Annotated in this window: 16 protein-coding genes; 6 read left to right on the forward strand and 10 right to left on the reverse strand. The window is 31.3% G+C overall.

The features are described 5' to 3' along the window. Positions 1-79 precede the first annotated feature (79 nt). Together lon and GKZ86_RS07200 are read right to left on the reverse strand one after the other, a co-directional pair. On the reverse strand, positions 80-2,533 hold the full coding sequence (gene lon, locus GKZ86_RS07195) for an endopeptidase La (RefSeq protein WP_154782419.1): 2,454 nt from the start codon (positions 2,531-2,533) through the stop codon (positions 80-82). A 262-nt stretch (positions 2,534-2,795) separates the two neighbouring features. Then, positions 2,796-3,494: a hypothetical protein gene (locus GKZ86_RS07200; protein WP_154782420.1), complete on the reverse strand. Its 699-nt coding sequence runs from the start codon at positions 3,492-3,494 to the stop codon at positions 2,796-2,798. Between the two features lie 257 nt (positions 3,495-3,751). Here GKZ86_RS07200 and GKZ86_RS07205 point away from each other — a divergent pair, with 257 nt between their 5' ends. From GKZ86_RS07205 to GKZ86_RS07220, 4 genes are read left to right on the forward strand one after another with little or no spacing between them, the layout of a single operon-like run. Then, on the forward strand, positions 3,752-4,306 hold the full coding sequence (locus tag GKZ86_RS07205; protein WP_154782421.1) for an RNA polymerase sigma factor: 555 nt from the start codon (positions 3,752-3,754) through the stop codon (positions 4,304-4,306). Continuing rightward, positions 4,303-4,839 (forward strand): anti-sigma factor, encoded by a 537-nt coding sequence (locus tag GKZ86_RS07210; RefSeq protein ID WP_154782422.1) that lies wholly within the window; start codon positions 4,303-4,305, stop codon positions 4,837-4,839. The genes GKZ86_RS07205 and GKZ86_RS07210 overlap by 4 nt, the downstream gene beginning before the upstream one ends. Further along, on the forward strand, positions 4,823-5,884 hold the full coding sequence (locus GKZ86_RS07215; protein WP_154782423.1) for a hypothetical protein: 1,062 nt from the start codon (positions 4,823-4,825) through the stop codon (positions 5,882-5,884). The genes GKZ86_RS07210 and GKZ86_RS07215 overlap by 17 nt, the downstream gene beginning before the upstream one ends. 17 nt (positions 5,885-5,901) lie before the next feature. Then, complete coding sequence (locus GKZ86_RS07220; RefSeq protein WP_154782424.1) at positions 5,902-6,642, forward strand: head GIN domain-containing protein; 741 nt, start codon at positions 5,902-5,904, stop codon at positions 6,640-6,642. 135 nt (positions 6,643-6,777) lie between these two features. Here the strand turns inward: GKZ86_RS07220 and GKZ86_RS07225 are convergent, their stop codons facing one another. The 6 genes from GKZ86_RS07225 to GKZ86_RS07250 form a co-directional block, all read right to left on the reverse strand. Then, positions 6,778-8,103 carry an MFS transporter gene (locus GKZ86_RS07225; RefSeq protein ID WP_154782425.1) on the reverse strand — a complete coding sequence of 442 codons (1,326 nt, stop codon included), beginning with the start codon at positions 8,101-8,103 and terminating at the stop codon, positions 6,778-6,780. Between the two features lie 167 nt (positions 8,104-8,270). Next, entirely contained in the window at positions 8,271-9,083 is an 813-nt protein-coding gene (locus tag GKZ86_RS07230) for a M48 family metallopeptidase (RefSeq protein WP_154782426.1), read from the reverse strand. Positions 9,084-9,170: 87 nt separating this feature from the next. Next, the gene (locus GKZ86_RS07235; protein WP_154782427.1) at positions 9,171-11,570 is read right to left on the reverse strand and encodes a glycoside hydrolase family 31 protein; all 2,400 of its coding nucleotides are present in this window, start codon (positions 11,568-11,570) and stop codon (positions 9,171-9,173) included. 201 nt (positions 11,571-11,771) lie between these two features. After that, the gene (gene glgB, locus GKZ86_RS07240; protein WP_154782428.1) at positions 11,772-13,676 is read right to left on the reverse strand and encodes a 1,4-alpha-glucan branching protein GlgB; all 1,905 of its coding nucleotides are present in this window, start codon (positions 13,674-13,676) and stop codon (positions 11,772-11,774) included. 33 nt (positions 13,677-13,709) lie between these two features. Beyond that, the gene (locus GKZ86_RS07245; RefSeq protein ID WP_154782429.1) at positions 13,710-14,990 is read right to left on the reverse strand and encodes a glucose-1-phosphate adenylyltransferase; all 1,281 of its coding nucleotides are present in this window, start codon (positions 14,988-14,990) and stop codon (positions 13,710-13,712) included. Continuing rightward, positions 14,980-16,407 (reverse strand): glycogen synthase, encoded by a 1,428-nt coding sequence (locus tag GKZ86_RS07250; RefSeq protein ID WP_154782430.1) that lies wholly within the window; start codon positions 16,405-16,407, stop codon positions 14,980-14,982. Before GKZ86_RS07250 ends, GKZ86_RS07245 begins: the two co-directional genes overlap by 11 nt. A 140-nt stretch (positions 16,408-16,547) precedes the next feature. On the opposite strand from GKZ86_RS07250, the gene GKZ86_RS07255 reads away from it, so the two are divergent. Then, positions 16,548-17,414 (forward strand): alpha/beta hydrolase, encoded by an 867-nt coding sequence (locus GKZ86_RS07255; RefSeq protein WP_154782431.1) that lies wholly within the window; start codon positions 16,548-16,550, stop codon positions 17,412-17,414. A 49-nt stretch (positions 17,415-17,463) separates the two neighbouring features. Continuing rightward, positions 17,464-18,108 carry an endonuclease III gene (gene nth / locus GKZ86_RS07260; protein WP_154782432.1) on the forward strand — a complete coding sequence of 215 codons (645 nt, stop codon included), beginning with the start codon at positions 17,464-17,466 and terminating at the stop codon, positions 18,106-18,108. A 4-nt stretch (positions 18,109-18,112) separates the two neighbouring features. On the opposite strand, the gene GKZ86_RS07265 is transcribed toward nth, so the two are convergent. Both GKZ86_RS07265 and GKZ86_RS07270 read right to left on the reverse strand, forming a co-directional pair. Next, positions 18,113-18,544, reverse strand: coding sequence for a nuclear transport factor 2 family protein (locus tag GKZ86_RS07265; RefSeq protein ID WP_154782433.1), 432 nt, complete (start codon positions 18,542-18,544; stop codon positions 18,113-18,115). 42 nt (positions 18,545-18,586) lie between these two features. After that, entirely contained in the window at positions 18,587-19,039 is a 453-nt protein-coding gene (locus tag GKZ86_RS07270; RefSeq protein WP_154782434.1) for a DUF1569 domain-containing protein, read from the reverse strand. Positions 19,040-19,331 lie beyond the last annotated feature (292 nt).

The following is a 19,331-nucleotide window of genomic DNA, read 5'->3' on the forward strand; positions in this document are numbered from 1 at the left end:
TAAAAATGGGATAAAAAAAATCCAAATTTCAATCTGAAATTAATCAGCTTGAAATTTGGACTGTATTTTTAAAAAAATATTATTTTAAAGTCTTAGCGTTTTTAGCATTTTGATCTGTCAAAGCCAGCGTTAAAACCTCACTCATTTCTTTTACATAATGAAATGTAAGACCTTCTAAATATTCTGCTTTAATTTCATCAATATCACTTTTGTTTTCATGACATAAAATGATTTCTTTGATGTTAGCCCTTTTAGCCGCTAATATTTTTTCTTTGATTCCGCCAACTGGTAAAACTTTTCCACGAAGCGTTATTTCACCTGTCATCGCTAAACTTTTCTTTACTTTCTTTTGTGTCAGTAAAGAAACTAATGACGTCAACATTGCAATACCGGCACTTGGTCCGTCTTTTGGCGTTGCACCTTCAGGAACGTGTAAATGAATATTATATTTTTGAAATAATTCTACACTAAGCCCTAACTTTTTGGCATTTGCTTTAATGTATTCTAAAGCAATTGTAGCCGATTCTTTCATGACATTTCCAAGATTTCCGGTAATAGTCAATGAACCTTTTCCTTCAGAAATTAAGGATTCAATAAATAAAATATCGCCACCAACACTTGTCCAGGCTAAACCTGTAACAACTCCTGCAACATCATTATTTTCATATTTGTCACGCTCTAATCTTGGCACTCCCAAAACAGTTACAATATCTTCATCAGTAACTTTTTTATTATACTCCTCTTCCATCGCAACTGCTTTTGCTGCATTACGAATTACCTGAGCAATTTTAGTTTCTAAATTACGAACACCGGATTCACGTGTATAACCTTCAACAATTTTTTCTAATTGTTTTTTCCCAATTGTCAAATCTTTGCTGGTTAATCCGTGTGCTTCTAATTGTTTTGGAAAAAGGTGTCTTTTTGCAATTTCTACTTTTTCTTCAATTGTATAACCTGACATTTTGATTACTTCCATTCTGTCACGTAATGCAGGCTGAATGGCAGCCATATTATTTGAGGTTGCAATAAACATCACTTTAGATAAATCATATCCCATTTCAAGGAAGTTATCATAAAATGAACTGTTTTGTTCAGGATCTAAAACTTCTAATAATGCAGACGAAGGATCTCCGCTGTTTCCGCTCGAAAGTTTATCAATTTCATCTAAAATAAAAACCGGATTTGAAGTTCCTGCTTTTTTCAAACTCTGAATAATTCGGCCTGGCATTGCACCAATATACGTTTTTCTGTGTCCGCGAATCTCTGCTTCGTCACGCAAACCACCTAAAGAAATACGAACATATTCACGTCCCAAAGCTTCAGCAACAGAACGCCCAATAGATGTTTTACCAACTCCAGGAGGCCCTGTCAAACAAATAATTGGCGATTTCATATCGTTACGAAGTTTTAAAACTGCCAAATGTTCAACCATTCTTTTCTTTACTTCTTCAAGTCCAAAATGATCTTTATCTAATATTTTCTGAGCATATTTTAAATCGAATTTATCTTTAGAATATTCACCCCACGGCAATTCTAAAAACAATTCTAAATAGTTACGCTGAATTCCAAAATCTGGCGATTGTGGGTTCATTCTACGCATTTTAGACAATTCTTTTTCGAAATGTTTTTGCGTTTTTTCGTCCCATTTTTTGGTTTTCGCCTTAATTCCCATTTCGTCCATTTCTTCCTCTTGCGAAACGCCTCCCAATTCTTCCTGAATGGTTTTCATTTGCTGATGAAGAAAATATTCACGTTGCTGTTGGTCTAAATCAAAACGAACTTTTGACTGAATGTCATTTTTCAATTCTAATTTTTGCAACTCCACGTTCATATAACGTAAGGTTTCAAGCGCTCTGTCTTTTAATCCGTTTATCGATAAAAGTCCTTGTTTTTCTTTTACGGATAAATTCATATTAGAAGAAACAAAATTGATCAAAAACGATTGGCTTTCAATGTTTTTGATCGCAAAAGTAGCTTCAGATGGAATGTTTGGACTTTCTTTTATAATTTGAATTGCCAGCTCTTTTACAGAATCTAAAATTGCCGTAAATTCTGTGTCATTTTCGTCAGGACGTTCTTCTGAAACTTCTTTGATAGTTGCCGTAATATAAGGCTCTTCTGAAACTACTTCATTAATTTCAAAACGTTTTTTTCCTTGCAGAATAACGGTTACATTTCCGTCAGGCATTTTTAAAACACGCAGAATTCTCGCTACGGTTCCTATTTTATGAATATCGTCTTTTGACGGATCTTCGTCTTCTTCATTAATTTGAGAAACTACACCAATTATTTTTCCGCCGGCATTGGCATCATTTATTAATTTTATCGATTTATCTCTTCCTGCAGAAATTGGAATAACTACACCCGGAAATAAAACAGTATTACGTAAAGGTAAAATTGGCAACGAAAGCGGAAGCTCTTCATTGTTCATTTCCTCTTCGTCTTCTGGAGTTAATAATGGAATTAATTCTGCTTCTGAATCAAATTCTTGAAGTGACAGATTGTCAATAGTAAGTATTTTATGATTTGACATAATAATATATAAGTCTTTTTGTCATTAAAAGTTTAATTCTAATTGTATTTGCTGTCTTAAATATTACCGTTTTCATACAAACCATAATAAGTGTTTCATTTACAAGATAGATCGTAAAAATAGACAATCATTATGCCAAATGCAAAAGAGTCAGCTTTGAAATTTAGTATTTTTAGTCCTAACTATTTATAACACTTAGAAAAAAAGCATAAAAAAAACCTGAAATAACTTTCAGGCTTTTATAATCTTTATAAAAAATATTTTAATTCAGTTTATAAGAAACCAATTCAGAAGATGAATTATTGAAACCAAACTTAATGATACCTACACCTTTTGCAATCGAATATTCTGCCTCTGTTGAACTGGCAGTTTGTCCTTCATATGAAGTCTCTAATTTTAGTTTAAATTTAATAACATCTTTATAAGTAACATTCTTAATAGTAACCGTTGCACCTTTCTCTAAAATTGTTCCTGTATATTTTACATTCATTTTCATAGCAGGAATTCCAGGATAATCAAATGTAGTAGTTTGTGTATAGCTTCCGGTCCATGTTTTATTTACTTCTAAATAATCTTTAAAGAAAACAAATTCATATCCGCTAATTTTGCTTGATATACCGTTTGCGCTACTTACAATATCATCTAATTTAATATAATAATCTCCTTGTACTTTTTTAAGTGAAGCAGAAGCTGAAGCTGAAACGTCACTGGTTGAAGAGAAAAACTTATCAAATTTAAAATAAGTTTCTCCGTTTATTTTTTCTGAGCTAATAATTTTCATAGTAGTTTCAGAACCACTTTGGTTTAAAACCCACTGATTGCCAATTGCAGTTGGCCAATAATCTCCTGTAGTTACTTCTGGTGTTTCTTCATTTGAATTATCAGTATCGCTAGAACAAGAAACAAATAAAGATGTTGACATAAATAATGCCACTAAAGCAATGCTTTTTAATTTTTTCATGGTTAAATTTTGTTTTTAGTTCTTCAAAAATAACAAAAACATTGATTCAATTTTAACATTTTTTAACAAATGAATTCTTAGAAGAAGTGTTTTTATTTAATTTATTCATTATCAACTTATTATAATCATTTCTAAAATAATGATCTCAAAATGACAATTACTTTTAAAGTTCTTTTTAACTAATTTTAAAAAAAATATTGAAAAACTGTAACATCCTGAAAAAAGCAAAGTCATTATAAAAAACTAGCAACCATTACTTGAGTACAACCAATCAAAATATCGAAGAGTTAATCGCACTTTGTAAAGACAATAACCAAAAGGCACAATTTGAAGTTTACAATCGTTATTGTAAAGCCATGTATAATGTGGCTTACAGAATTGTAAAAGATGAACATTTTGCACAAGACGTCATGCAGGAAGGTTTTTTGAAAGCCTTTACAAAAATTAACGATTATAAGCAGGAAGTCGCATTTGGAGCATGGCTTAAAAAAATCATTATTAATTATAGTATTGATTTTTATAAAAAAAATAATGCTTTTCAGATGGAAGACATCAACAAAACGCTTTATAAAATAGAAGAAAATGATAGTTTCTTTGCTGAAAACATAGATTTGGATTCACTTAAAGTGAAACAGGTTTTAGAGGCCATTTCAGATTTAAAAGATAATTATCGAATGGTTTTGACGCTGTTTTATATTGAAGGTTATGATCAGGAGGAAATTAGCGAAATCTTAAATATCAGTTATGCTAATTGCAGGACGACATTAAGCAGAGCTAAAGAAAGTTTACGAAAAAAATTAGAGAGTATATGAAAAAGGAAAATGAAGATTTAGACCAATTATTTAAAAGATTAGAGAATCAATGGGATGTTCATGAAATGAGTTCAGATCATCAGGTTGATTTTTTAAATAAATTGAATAAAAAACAACCAAAGAAAAAGAATTACACCATTTGGGCGATCGCCGCATCTATAACATTATTATTAGGAGTATCTATTTTATACAATAACAATACAAAACCTAAGGAATTTAAGTTTGCATCGAACGAAACGAAACGTACGGATTCTATCTTTAATATTTTGATTGATAATGAGCTAGTTAAATTAAAAGAAAAAAGTTCTCCTGAAAACGAACAAATCGTAAATGATGCCTTAAAACAAATGAAGGTTTTTGATGCAGATTATCAAAAAATCATAAAAGAGGTTCAGAAAAACGGAGAAAACAAACAAATCATTTATGCGATGATTAGCAATTTGCAAACGAGAATATCTTTTTTGCAAACGGTTTTGCAACGCATTGAAGAAAACGAAAACTTAAAAAACACGACCCATGAAAAAACATTATAAAATACTAATTCTATTCATTTTAATTCCCTTTTTAGGATTTTCTAATGATGATACTTTTATTTCAAAACAAAAAACAATCAAAAAAACCTATATCGTAAATTCTAATGCCGGAATCGATATTCAGAATAAATACGGAAGCATTACGGTAAGTACCTGGGATGAAGACAAAATTGATCTTGACATTACCATAAAGGTAACGGGCGGAAATGAAAATTGGGTAAATGAAAAACTAAACAGTATTGATGTTGACATTACCGCGCTTAAATCGATGGTTTCAGCGGTTACTAATATGGGAAATTCATCTCTAAAAAGCCAGGGAAGCAGCAATAGTTTTGAGATAAATTATGTGATAAAAATTCCGAAAAACGGAACTGTAAAACTGGATAATAAATACGGGAATATTACAACGCTTACTTTAGAAGGCGCTACGGATATTTCGTGTAAATATGGCAAAGTTACACTTGGCAAATTGAATGGTTCAAGCAATCGCATTCAAATTGAGTATTGCCAAAATTCCAGTATTGATTATATTAAAAACGGAACTCTTGAAGCTCGATATTCAAATTTAAAAATTAATGATTCAGGTAATTTGAATTTAGATACCAATTATACTGATTTAACGCTTGCAGATGGTCAAAACATTAAATATGACTGTAATTACGGAAATTTTAAATTTCAGAAAATAAACTCTTTGTCGGGATCCGGAAATTATGTTACTATTAATATTGCTGAAATTTCGAATAGTGTAAATGCAAATGTAACTTACAGTAAAGTAAACATTTCGAATATTACTGAAAAAGCCAACAACATTAATATCAATTCGGGTTATTCAGATGTTTCTTTGGGTTATGATATCAACTATTCTTTTGATTTTGATATAAATACGAAATACGGAAACATTAAAAACGATAATTCATTGGATGTTTCGGTTACGGAAAGTAAAAATACAAGTAAAAGAATCAGCGGATATAATAATAAAAAAGGCCAGAACAAAGTTGTTGTTAACTCTAATTATGGCAATGTTACATTAATCAAAAAACAATAATCAAAAAGTCAATCAAAATGAAAAAATCAATTCAATTATTAGTTTGTGGTGCATTTTTAATAGGATTTGTTACTAATGCACAATGGTCATCAAATGACAAAAATAAAATTAAAGGAAATGGTAAAGTTGTTACCGAAACGAGAAATACCGGAGATTATGACGCTATAAAAGTTGGAGGTCCTTTTGATGTGAATTTAATTGCAGGAAAAGAAGGTAAAATCACTATTAAAGGCGAAGAGAATTTATTGTCTGCTATTAAAATCGAAGTAGAAGATAATGCACTTAAAATATATGTTGATAAAACGGTAAATATTCGCTCTAGTAATGGACACAAAATAGAAATAACTGTTCCGTTTGAGAAAATTTCAGCCTTAAGCCTTGCAGGTTCAGGAGATATTCAGACCAAAAGCATTATCAAAAACGACAAATTTGAAGCTAAACTGGCAGGTTCAGGGAATTTTAAATTAGATGTTGATTCAAATGATTTTGAATTGAATGTAAGTGGTTCAGGAGATGTCACCTTAAAAGGATCAGCTGATAATTTTACGACTAAACTTTCAGGATCAGGAAATATAAATGCATCAAATTTAAAATCTAAAAATGTGACTGCAAATGTTTCCGGCTCTGGCAATAGTATTGTGAATTGTGAAGGAAATTTAACGGCAAGAGTTTCTGGCTCCGGCGATATAAAATATATTGGAAATCCTGATAAACGTGATGTAAAAGTTTCTGGTTCAGGAAATATCTCAAAAGGTTAATTCAATTAAAAAGCTCAATAATAAATTTTATTAAATCATCAATCCGTTTTAAACGAACAAAATCATCTCTTTTATTATTGAGCTTTTTATATAAATTTACCAACTAAAATAACAAAGCTATTTTAAGGTGTTTTATTAATTTAAAACGCCTTTTTTTGGCACTCTTCTTAATAAGAGAACTCCAATTGTAAAAAATACTGCCAAAATAACAATAGAAAATCTAGGGCTTCCGGTAATTTGATCAATTATACCATAAATACACATTCCAATTACAATTCCAATTTTTTCAGCAACATCATAAAAACTGAAGAATGATGCTGTATCTTCTGATTCTGGTAATAACTTAGAATATGTTGAGCGGGATAATGCCTGAATTCCTCCCATAACAAAACCAATTAGAGTTGCCATAATATAAAAATGAATTGGTAATGTTATGAAAAAGGCTAATATGCAAAGTACTGCCCAAATGCAATTTATAGTAATTAATGTTGGAATGTTTCCAAATTTAGCAGAAGCTCTTGATGTTAAAACGGCACCAATTATCGCAACTAATTGTATTAATAGAATACAAATAATTAAACCTGTTGTACTTTCGTTTTTTGATGACCACTGAATTTCCTGTGCGCCAAAATAAGTAGCAACAATCATTACGGTTTGTACAGCCATACTATAAACGAAGAAACTACCCAAATATCTTTTTAAAGAAATATTTTCTTCCAGTAATTTCCAAACTTTTTTCAATTCAGTAAAACCATTAAAAATAACATCTTTGGTTACTTTTTGATCTGTAGTTTTATTTCCTTTTGGTAAATAATAATAAGTGTATTGGCTAAAAAGAATCCACCAAATACCTACCATTAAAAATGAATATCGCATGGCTTTCATTGCAGCTTCACCTTCTGTTCCTGAGATACCGAAAATGGTTGGTTTCATAATCATTGCTAAATTAATGATCATTAAAACAACGCTTCCTACATATCCTAATGAATATCCTTTAGCACTTAATTTATCTTGTTGTTCCGGAAAAGCAATGTCCGGTAAATAGGAATTGTAAAAAACCAAACTTCCCCAGAAACCAATTAATCCTAAAAAATAAAAAAGTAAGCCAACATATATATTTTCAAGATTAAACCAGTATAAGCCCATACAAGACAAGGCGCCCATATAGCAAAAGAATTTCATAAACGATTTTTTATTCCCTACATAATCAGCGATACCTGATAATAAAGGAGAAATAAAAGCTACAACCAAAAATGCTGCAGCAGTAACAAAACTTATTAAAGCTGAATTTTTAAGATTCATTCCGAAAACATCAATATAATGATCTCTGTCTGAAAATAAAGCTTCATAAAAAATTGGAAAAACAGCCGATGAAATAACTAATGGATAAACCGAATTAGCCCAATCATAAAAGGCCCAGGCATTTAGTAATTTTTTATCTCCTTTTTGTAAGTTCTTCATAAAAATGGTTTTGTTAAGTGGCTACGAATTTATCCAATTTTTATCATAATCAAATAGAAAAATGACAAATCATATATTAATAAATCATAAACATTTTAAAATACTTTAGTGCATAAAAAAAGCTATTCGTAATGAATAGCTTTTTAGATATTTTTAAATTTTCAATATTATCTTATAACGCCAACTTTTGCTGCTGTTGCTCTTGCTTCCGGAATTAATGCTTTTAAATTGGCAATTCTGGTAGCGTCAGAAGGATGTGTACTCATAAATTCAGGAGTTCCTGCTGCGCCTGATTTAGCTGACATTCTGCTCCAAAAAGAAATTGCATCATCTGGGTTATATCCTGCAATCGCCATAAGTGTTAATCCAATTTTATCAGCTTCAGTTTCATTGCTTCTGCTAAATGGAAGCATTACTCCTACTTCAGTACCAAGTCCGTAAGCTTGAGAAAATATTGCTTGTGTAGCCTCAGATTTACCGCTTGTTGCAGCGCCCAGTGCTACTCCGCCAATTTGCTGTAATTGTGCGGCGCTCATTCTTTGTGCACCGTGATTTGCTAAAGCATGAGAAACTTCGTGTCCCATAACAGTTGCTAAACCTGCATCGTTTTGTGTAATTGGTAAAATTCCTGAATAAACCACAATTTTACCTCCTGGTAAACACCATGCATTTACTTCTTTATTATCTACTAATTTATATTCCCAGCGATAATCTTTCAAGTATTGTGATTGTCCTAAAAAAGTCAAATATTTTTCTGCGGCGTTTTTTATTCTGGTACCAACTGCATCAACTCTTTTTGCATCTGCTGTTCCTGTTATAACTTTATTTTCGGCTATAAAAGTATTGTATTGTTGAAAAGAGGTTGGAAACAATTCACTGTTTGAAACAAAATTCAGATTCGTTTTTCCTGTAACAGGATTGGTTGCACATGCACAAACTAAAAGTGCTGCAAAAATTGTTAAGAAAAAGTAATTTTTCATGATCATAAATTTTAATTATAAAGTAAAAATAACGAATATTTTAATAAGATATTTTATATAATTAAATCCAAACCTATCATAATTTTATCATTCACCAACAATATGCAATTCAGTGAACTCTTTATCAATAATTAAAGAATTATTCTCTCCAAAATTTACATTGTCAAATTCGACTTTTTCATTATCAATTTCGATTTCTGTAACTTTAAAAGGTAAACCAATCAAGTTGATTTTATATTTGGTATACGGTGTATCAAATTTTCCTTCTTTATGTAATTGAACTATCAGCTCTTTTTCTTTTCCGATGGTTTTGAAAGATAAAAAACTGTAACGTCCTTTTTTATAATCATAACCGTCTTGTGCATCTTCATAAACAACAGATTTCTCTTTACCTCTTTTATAATAAATATCAAGTGTTAATTCATCAAATTCAAGTTCTCCCACATATTGTTGAACCGGATATTTCGGAATTATGGCACCCGCTTTTACAAAAACCGGAATTTCATCAAATTTAGTATCAATCCAAACCTCTCTTCCTCCTGTATAAAATTCATTTGTCCAGTAGTTATACCATTCTCCTCTTGGGATATACATACGTCTTCCTAAAGCATTAGGTTCAAGAATTGGACATACTAAAATTTGATTTCCAAAGATGAATTCATCATTGCGATAATGTGTTTGTGTATCGTCCTGATCATAATAAACCAATGGTTTCAACATCGGAATCCCTTCTTCGATATATTGCCAAAACATAGTATATAAATAAGGTAATAACTGATAACGAAGGCTGACAAATTTTCTGGTAATATTGATTACTTCTTCATCAAAAGCCCAAGGTTCCTGATTACCGTGATCTCCTGAAGAATGCGTTCTGCAAAACGGATGAAAAACACCCAATTGAATCCAACGCGCGTACAATTCGCCTGTTGGCTGTTCTGCAAAACCTCCAATATCAGAGCCGGTAAAACCCATTCCTGAAATACACATTCTTTGAACCTGAATATTGGCAATCCATAAATGTTCCCAAGTAGCTACGTTATCACCCGTCCAAGAAGATGTATAACGCTGTGCTCCTGAATAAGCCGATCTTGTAATTACAAAAGGTCTTTTTGGATAAGCAAAACGTTTCACACCATGATACGTTGCCCTTGCCATTTGGGTTCCATAAATATTGTGTGCTTTTCTATGACTGCAAGGATTTCCATCGTACCAATGACGCACATCCATTGGAAAAGTTTTATTAGGAACCTCCATAACAGCCGGTTCGTTCATATCATTCCAAACACCTTTTACGCCAATATCTGAAATTAATTCTTTAAATAATCCTGCCCACCATTCTCTAACTGCGGGATTTGTATAATCTGGAAAATTACATTCTCCAGGCCAGACTTTTCCTTTCATATAAGGTCCATCGGCTCTTTTACAGAAATAATCTTTTTCTAAAGCTTCCTGATAAACCCAGTAATCTTTATCGATTTTAATTCCGGGATCTATGATTACAACGGTTTTAAAACCGTCTTCAGCTAATTCGGCAACCATCCTTTTCGGATCAGGAAAATATTCTTTACTCCACGTAAAACATCGAAAACCTTCCATATAATCGATATCGAGATAAATGGCATCACATGGAATTTTAAGTTCTCTAAATTTCGAGGTAATTTCTTTTACTTTGCTTTCCGGATAATAACTCCACTTACATTGATGATATCCCAAAACCCATAAAGGCGGTAATTCTGGTTTACCGGTCAAATCTGTATAAGTTACCACAACATCTTCCATTTGTGGCCCGTAAATGAAATAATAATTCATCTCGCCGCCTTCTGCCCAAAAACTGGTCACATTTCTTCTTTCCTGACAAAAATCGAAGAAAGTTCTAAATGTGTTATCAAAGAAAATTCCGTACGATTGTTTGTTATGTAAACCAATATAAAACGGAACTACTTTATATAATGGATCTTGTTCTTTTTGATATGCATATTGATCTGTGGCAAAATTTTCTAATCTTTTGCCTTTTAAATTCATTTGAGTTGCTTTGTCGCCAAGACCATAAAAACATTCTCCATCTTTAGAAGATTTACTCATTTTTACGATATTTCCACCATATTCATAGCTTTCCTCCCAATGAAAACCAAGTTCATCTTCTAGGATTAAAAGGTCATTTAAATCATAAATAGACAAACGAAGATCTGCTTTCTGAATTTTGCATTTTACTTTACTGGTTCTTATCTGAAAGAAAGCTTCTTCTTCTGTTAATTCCAGAAAATTATATCCATGCAATTGGGTTTTATCAATGGCGTATGAGAAATCATTGCTAAAATAACCTTTTGTAGTAAAACGAAACCGAATTAAACTATCTCTAAGAATCGTGACTTTTAAGATTACTTTGTTGTCTGTATTAAAAAAGATAGTATCGCCTTCATGCTCGTATGAAACGATTTTTGATGGATATAAATCGCCTTTATATTCTAATGATGTATTTGTAATCATATCGCTAATGAATTAATTATCCTAATGCTAATCTCTATTTCAAACATACAAAAAAACTTCATAAGCCTCTATGAATAAAAGGTTTATTCACGAAAACGTTTTTGTTGCCTGACTAATAAATTACGTATTACAAAATCGACAAATTGATAATTTAAGTATATTAAATTAGCAAAATGGCATCAAACAAATTAATCTTAAAATTTATTCGAAAGAATAAACGGTAACGCTTAAAGGCGGTAAAATTAATTCGATAGAAAAATCTCTGCCATCATAAGGAACAGCTTCAATTTTTAAGATATTTGAATTTGAAACTCCGCTTCCTCCATAAATAATAGCATCACTATTAAAAATCTCGTGTAAACTGCCTTTTTGTGGAATCCCGATTCTATAATTTTCTCTCACAACTTGCGTGAAATTACAAACTACAACAACATTTTCGTTCGAATTATTCCCTTTTCGGATATAAGATAAAACAGCATTTTGATGATCTGAATAATTAATCCATTCAAAACCTTCTCCACTAAATTGCTTTTCATACAAAGCGGGACGTGATTTATATAATTGATTTAAATCTGTAATTATTTTTTTAATTCCTGAATGATAGTCATATTGCAATAAATGCCAGTCTAAACTTTGTTCAAAATTCCATTCGTCACTTTGTCCAAATTCAGAACCCATAAATAATAATTTGGTTCCGGGATGTGTAAACATGTAGCCATATAACAATCGTAAATTGGCAAATTTCTGCCATTCGTCGCCAGACATTTTATTAGCTATAGATTTTTTTCCGTAGACCACTTCATCGTGTGAAAACGGAAGCATGAAATTTTCTGTAAAAGCATACGTCATCGAAAAAGTCAAGTCATTTTGATGGTATTTTCTATAAACAGTTTCTTTTTGAAAGTATTTTAAAGTATCGTGCATCCAGCCCATCATCCATTTCATTCCAAAACCTAAACCACCCGTAAATGTTGGTCTTGAAACCATTGGATAAGAAGTGCTTTCTTCAGCAATAGTCTGAACTCCATCAAAATTAGCGTAGATAACTTCATTAAATTCTTTAAGAAAACTTATCGTTTCTAGATTTTCTCTTCCTCCGTAAATATTCGGTTCCCACTCACCTTCATTTCTCGAATAATCAAGATATAACATCGAAGCAACAGCATCAACACGCAAACCATCAACATGATAATTTTGAAGCCAGAAAACAGCATTGCTAATCAGGAAAGCGCGAACTTCATTCCTGCCATAATTAAAAACAAGACTCTTCCAATCCGGATGATAGCCTTTTCTGCGATCCGGATGTTCGTATAAATGTGAACCATCAAAAAAACCTAAACCGTGCGCATCATCAGGAAAATGCGACGGAACCCAATCTAAAATTACTCCAATACCGGCCTGATGTAATTTATCGACCAAAACCATAAAATCCTGTGGTTTTCCAAAACGTGAAGTTGGTGCAAAATAACCAACCAATTGATAGCCCCACGACGGATCATAAGGATATTCCATAATGGGCATAAACTCAACATGTGTAAAACCAGTTTCTTTTACATAAGAAACTAAATCTTCTGCCAGTTCCAGATAAGTTAAAAAACGATTATTTTCTCCTCGTTTCCAGGAACCTAAATGGACTTCATAAACAGAATATGGTTTATCTAATGTATTGTTTTCTTTACGGGATTTCATCCATTTTTCATCTTTCCAATTATGATCTAAATCCCAAACAACAGAAGCTGTATGTGGCGGTTTTTCACAATACAAAGAGAAAGGATCTGCCTTTTCTGTAATAACTCCATCGATACTAGATTGAATTTTATATTTATAAAGCGCTCCTTTATCAAGTTCCGGAATAAATCCTTCCCAAATTCCTGAAGAATCCCAACGAACTTGCAGTAAATGTTCGCCTTGTGTCCAATAATTAAAATCACCTACAACAGAAACAGATTGTGCTGTAGGCGCCCAAACTGCAAAATATACACCTTTAACTCCATTAACTTCAACTAAATGCGCTCCTAATTTTTCATACAATTTGAAGTGTTTCCCTGCTTTGAATAAATCAATATCAAAATCAGTAAATAAAGAGTGCGTGATGACTTTATTCATATTTGGTTTTTAAGGCAATAATTAGTTTTGAGTTTATTCTATTCTAAAATTATCAGAAAGAACAGCTCCTTTTTTAATAACAACAATTCCATCTTTAATACTGTATAATTCATTGGTAAAATTATCTAAATGCTTGCCTCCGCTGATATGAACATTGTTTCCAATTCTAACATTCTTATCAATTAAGGCATTATTTATATAACAGTTTTCTCCAATTCCAACATGAATTTTATTGATGGTACTTTCATGATTCATTTCATCAAGATCCTGGTAGAAATCATTGCCCATTACATAGCAATTCTCTAATACGGTTCCTTCTCCAATTCTGGAACGAATGCCAATTACAGAGCTTTTAATTTCTTTTGCATTGATAATACAACCCTCTGAAATTAGGGATTGATTAATAATCGAATTTCTAAATTTTGACGGTGGTAATAATCTTGGTCTGGTGAAAATTTTATTATCGTTATCAAACAAATTAAACTCAGGAATATCAGCTGTTAAACCAATATTTGCTTCAAAAAATGATTCAATATTTCCAATATCTGTCCAATATCCTTCGTATTGATAACTTAATATTTTATGTTTCCCAACAGCTTGCGGAATAATTTCTTTTCCAAAATCTTTGGTATGCGGGTCCGACATTAAATCTTCTAATAATTGTCGGTTAAAAATATAAATTCCCATCGAAGCCAAATATTTTTTCCCTTTCTCCTGCATTTGTTCGCTAACTTCAGATTCCCATTGAGGCAAAAGTGAAGCATCCGGCTTTTCTATAAAAGCTTCAATACAGCTTTCGTGATTGGTTTTAAGAATTCCAAATTCAGGTGCATCTTTAGCATTTACTGGTAAAGTTGCAATAGAAATAGCTGCATCAGCGGCAATATGAGCTTCTAGCATTTCATTAAAATCCATTTGATACAATTGATCTCCTGATAAAATTAAGGCATGATCAAATTCATGTTTTAAAAAATGCGACATACATTGGCGAACAGCATCAGCCGTTCCCTGAAACCAGGTTGGATTATCAGGAGTTTGCTCTGCGGCCAAAATATCTACAAATGATTGACTGAAAATACTAAAATTAAAAGTGTTTTTGATATGTGCATTTAAAGACGCAGAGTTAAATTGTGTCAAAACAAATATTTTAAAAATATCCGAGTTGATACAATTTGAAATAGGAATATCAACCAATCTGTATTTTCCACCAATTGGAACTGCAGGTTTTGATCGAGTTTCTGTTAACGGAAACAAACGTGATCCTTGTCCTCCTCCTAAAATAATAGCAACGACATTTTTCTTTTTAAATTTCATTTTTCTCAATTATTAGGTTGTATATCTCAATATATTCTTGGCAAACGCTTTCCCAGGAATGATCTGTCTCCATTCCTTTTTTTCTTATTTCATTGAAATTGATTTTATCATCATACAATTTTACCGCACGATTTACAGAGTAACAAATATCTCCAACAGAGGCCTGATCGTGGCAAATTCCGTTTCCATTATCTCCAAAATCAATTACAGTATCACGCAATCCTCCGGTTCTTCTAACAATCGGAATCGTTCCATAGCGCAACGAATACATCTGATTCAATCCGCAAGGTTCTACTCTCGAAGGCATTAAAATAAAATCTGAGCCAGCATAAATTAAGTGTGCTAATTCTTCATTATAACCAATGAAAACATTGTAATTCCCGTTATAATCATTTCTCAACTGAACCAATTGTTCTTCAATAACTGAATTCCCGGATCCTAAAATCAGGATATTTATATTTTCAAAATTTTCTGATAACGCTAATGCAGTAGCCTGAGGCAATAAATCGCCACCTTTTTCTTCAAATAATCTTCCTATAAAACTAAATAATGGTTTTGAAGGATCTAATTCAAATTGCTCACATAATTTTTCTTTATTCTTTTGTTTTCCGATTTCGGATGAATCAATTGAATAATTTTTAACAATCATTTTATCTTTTAAAGGATCCCAAACTTCAATATCAATTCCGTTTAAAATTCCTCTGGATTTGTTGCGAACCATATTAAATAATGACTCTAAACCATTTGCCGAAATATTAATTTCGTTTAAATAGCTTGGAGAAACAGTTGTTACCGCGTGAGCACATTTTACTCCAACAGCTAACGAATTAAGTGAATTTTCCCACTCTAAAAATCCAACGTGAATCAGATCAAACTCCGGTAAATAATGAAGTTTATCAAAACCAAACCATCCTTGATATAAACCATTATGGATCGTAATTACAGTTCTTACTTTTCTTAAGCCTTCGTATTTATAAGCATATTTCAGTAAAAACGGAATTAAACCAGTATGGTGATCGTGACAATTTATAATATCTGGAACTTGCTTTCTGGCTGAAATCCAATCGAGAACAGCTATTTGAAAAGACAAAAATCTTTCAATATCATCTTCATATCCATAAATATTTGGACGATTAAATAATTCATTAATTTCGATCAGATATAATTCGTATCCTAGTTTATTTGTTGTTTCCTTTAAAACACTAAACGGAAAATCAAAATTTCCCAATTTTACACTTCCCCAATGAACACATTCAAAATCATTTTCATTTCTAAATTTTGTATCATAACAAGGAACCACAACTCGAACCTGATGGCCCGCATTCGTTTGATATTTTGGTAATGCACCTACAACATCTGCCAGACCGCCAACCTTTGCCATTGGATAACATTCTGCACTAATATGAAATATTTCCATTTTAGAAACGTATAACTATTATTATTAAAATTATTTTTGGTTTATTTTTTTAAGTAAACATCTATTAATATGCTACTTTTATGTTTCCTAAATTTAGGAAAAAATAAGTAAAATAAAGACTTCCGAAAAAAATTAGTAATATGGCAAAAAAGGCTATCAATCCAACTCAATCTTTAAAAATTCCACAATTTATCATATTAACAAGTAGAATATGCGCTTTTATTTCAACTAATTTGGTTACAAAATATGCTGCAAGACTTTTTACAACACCAATAAAACATAAGGTTCCAAAAAGAGAACTAGATATGGATCATAAAAGCATTCAAAACACAATTTTCATTCCTTCAATTAATAAAAATATTGTAACGTATAAATACGGAACAAGCCCACGTCAAATTTTGTTAGTACATGGCTGGTCAGGCCGTGGAACTCAATTATTCAAAATAGCAGATGAGTTAGTCAAAATTGGATTTTCAACGATAAGTTTTGATGCTCCTGCACACGGAAAATCTGAAGGAAAAACTACAATAATGTCTGAGTTTATAGCCTCAATTTTAGAAATAGAAAAATTATATGGGCCATTTGATTTCGCAATTGGTCATTCATTAGGTGGAATGTCCGTCTTAAATGCAATTAAAGATGGATTAAAAGTAAATAAAGCTATTATAATTGGAAGTGGAGATATTGTTCAGGATATCTTAGATGACTTCATTTCAAAATTGACATTAAAACAAGAAATCAGTAATCGTTTACGTGATCTTTTCGAAAATCAATACAATGTTAAAATGAATGATTTTTCAGCATATAAAGCTGCACAAAAAATAAAAATCCCTGTTTTAGTAATACATGACAACGATGATCCTGAAGTTCCTGTAAAAGCTGGAATTCATATCCATAAACAACTCGAAAATGGAAACCTGTTTTTAACTGAAGGCTTAGGTCACAGAAAAATTCTTGGAAATCAGAATGTTATCAAAAAAATCATAGAATTTATAAAAAGTAATTAATTTTGTAATAGTTATGTCTTTCATTACTAAATTCTAAAGTAAACTAAAAATGGACTTATTTGGAGAAACAGAAGATTGGGCGGCTAAATTAAAACCAATATTAAAGAAATATAAGGGAAAGAAACATCCTTTAAATTACGAAAACACTTATCAATTATTAGTAATGGTTGTTTTGTCAGCACAAGATTCTGATGCCAACATTAATACTATTGCTCCAATTCTATTCGAAAAATATCCAACTTTAAAAACCTTATCTAAAGCTGATTTTGAAACATTTATACCTTACATAAGTAAAGTTCGCAATTTTGCGACGAAAGCACAATGGTTACTTGAAATTGCAAAAACGATAAAAACCGATGATGATATTCCTTTGACCATGCAGGGCTTAACGGCCTTAAAAGGTATTGGGAGAAAATCAGCAAATGTAATTTTAAGAGAAACCAATCAGCCTGCAGAGGGCATAATTTCTGATTTACATGTTATTCGTGTTGCTCCCAGAATTGGAATGATTAAAGAAAGTAAAGATGGAAATAAAATAGAAAAAGACTTAATGCAAGTACTTTCTAAACCTATTTGGTCCGAAATTGGAATGGCAATTTCATTTCTTGGAAGAGAAACCTGTAGACCAAAACCTAAATGTAATGAATGTTTATTGACAGATGTTTGTAATTACTATCATACTGAAGTAATCTAAAATATCATTTTCTTCTGGTATCAATTAAATAAATAATCTTCCAAATATTATTTTCTTTAAATAGTGTAAAAGTATTTACACCACTATGACTCAATTTATCATTTAAATAAAACTCATAAGGTGCCCAAACGTGAGCCATTGTTCCATCAATTTGAATATTATAACTTAAGATTTTCTCTTGAAATTTCATGTTTGACGGAATTGAAGCAATAGCTTTATAAAATTCTTTTGCACTTTCGTCTGTTAATTTATTGCCCTTAGTAACACTTTCACTAATTGATTGTAAAATTATTTTATTTGCACAAACTGATTGTATTTTTAATGTATCCTTTTTATGAAATCCATCAAAAAAAACTTCAATACTTTTCTGAACATCTTGCTTTTGAGCATTCAAATTAAGCCCAAAAAACAAAAAAATAATAAGATATAGTTTCATAGTATTACAAATTAAATAATTTATAGATAACCATTCTAAGTATTAAACACCAAATTGACTTAAATGATGCTCTAAATGTTTTGAAAACATATTATTCCATTCTTTAGAGGTTAATTTACCAAAAGAATGAGATTCTTTTCCATCAAATGCAGATTCACCTAATTGTTGTGTCTTATTTATATAACCAATCAGCCTATTTTTTTCTATTTCAAAATTACGGTCATCTTTAATAATAAACTGAGGAGCCGTCTCACCATTTCTGCCATATGCTTTTTCATTAACAACCTTATTTTTAATTAACAATCTTAAAATCATTTTCATAAAAATTCCTGGCTTAGGATGAATATTATCATAAACCATTTCAAAAGCTACATTACAATGAGCAAGCATTTGCGCAACATTCATTTTACCCCAAAGTGCTTTAGAATCAGGCTTAAGTATATTTATACGTTGAATAAATTCAATAGAATCATCTTTAGAAAAAATATTTTTCATAGCTGTAATTTTTGACATAAAGAATTAACAAAACAAAATTAGCAATATTTCGTTAGCATATAAATCAAAAACTTGAAATATACTTTCTCAAAAACAAAAAGAAGGATTAAAAGATCTAATAGGGGATTGTTTTTTAGAAGAGTAAAACCACCAAGCGGTTTAATTTGAGGGAAAATAAAAAACTTTTATAAAACAAAAAACACCCTATTCATAAGAATAGGGTGTTTTCAAAAGAAAGGCGACGACATACTCTCCCACATAACTGCAGTACCATCTGCGCAGGCGGGCTTAA

It is taken from the genome of Flavobacterium sp. LC2016-13 (genome assembly GCF_009707955.1).
GTDB lineage: Bacteria > Bacteroidota > Bacteroidia > Flavobacteriales > Flavobacteriaceae > Flavobacterium.

What these genes read in the sequence shown, in the direction of transcription:
- lon (WP_154782419.1), bottom strand. Translation starts at nt 2,533, where the DNA reads ATGTCAAATCATAAAATACTTACTATTGACAATCTGTCACTTCAAGAA.
- GKZ86_RS07200 (WP_154782420.1), bottom strand. Translation starts at nt 3,494, where the DNA reads ATGAAAAAATTAAAAAGCATTGCTTTAGTGGCATTATTTATGTCAACA.
- GKZ86_RS07210 (WP_154782422.1), top strand. Translation starts at nt 4,303, where the DNA reads ATGAAAAAGGAAAATGAAGATTTAGACCAATTATTTAAAAGATTAGAG.
- GKZ86_RS07215 (WP_154782423.1), top strand. Translation starts at nt 4,823, where the DNA reads ATGAAAAAACATTATAAAATACTAATTCTATTCATTTTAATTCCCTTT.
- GKZ86_RS07220 (WP_154782424.1), top strand. Translation starts at nt 5,902, where the DNA reads ATGAAAAAATCAATTCAATTATTAGTTTGTGGTGCATTTTTAATAGGA.
- GKZ86_RS07225 (WP_154782425.1), bottom strand. Translation starts at nt 8,103, where the DNA reads ATGAAGAACTTACAAAAAGGAGATAAAAAATTACTAAATGCCTGGGCC.
- GKZ86_RS07230 (WP_154782426.1), bottom strand. Translation starts at nt 9,083, where the DNA reads ATGAAAAATTACTTTTTCTTAACAATTTTTGCAGCACTTTTAGTTTGT.
- GKZ86_RS07235 (WP_154782427.1), bottom strand. Translation starts at nt 11,570, where the DNA reads ATGATTACAAATACATCATTAGAATATAAAGGCGATTTATATCCATCA.
- glgB (WP_154782428.1), bottom strand. Translation starts at nt 13,676, where the DNA reads ATGAATAAAGTCATCACGCACTCTTTATTTACTGATTTTGATATTGAT.
- GKZ86_RS07245 (WP_154782429.1), bottom strand. Translation starts at nt 14,990, where the DNA reads ATGAAATTTAAAAAGAAAAATGTCGTTGCTATTATTTTAGGAGGAGGA.
- GKZ86_RS07250 (WP_154782430.1), bottom strand. Translation starts at nt 16,407, where the DNA reads ATGGAAATATTTCATATTAGTGCAGAATGTTATCCAATGGCAAAGGTT.
- GKZ86_RS07255 (WP_154782431.1), top strand. Translation starts at nt 16,548, where the DNA reads ATGGCAAAAAAGGCTATCAATCCAACTCAATCTTTAAAAATTCCACAA.
- nth (WP_154782432.1), top strand. Translation starts at nt 17,464, where the DNA reads ATGGACTTATTTGGAGAAACAGAAGATTGGGCGGCTAAATTAAAACCA.
- GKZ86_RS07265 (WP_154782433.1), bottom strand. Translation starts at nt 18,544, where the DNA reads ATGAAACTATATCTTATTATTTTTTTGTTTTTTGGGCTTAATTTGAAT.
- GKZ86_RS07270 (WP_154782434.1), bottom strand. Translation starts at nt 19,039, where the DNA reads ATGAAAAATATTTTTTCTAAAGATGATTCTATTGAATTTATTCAACGT.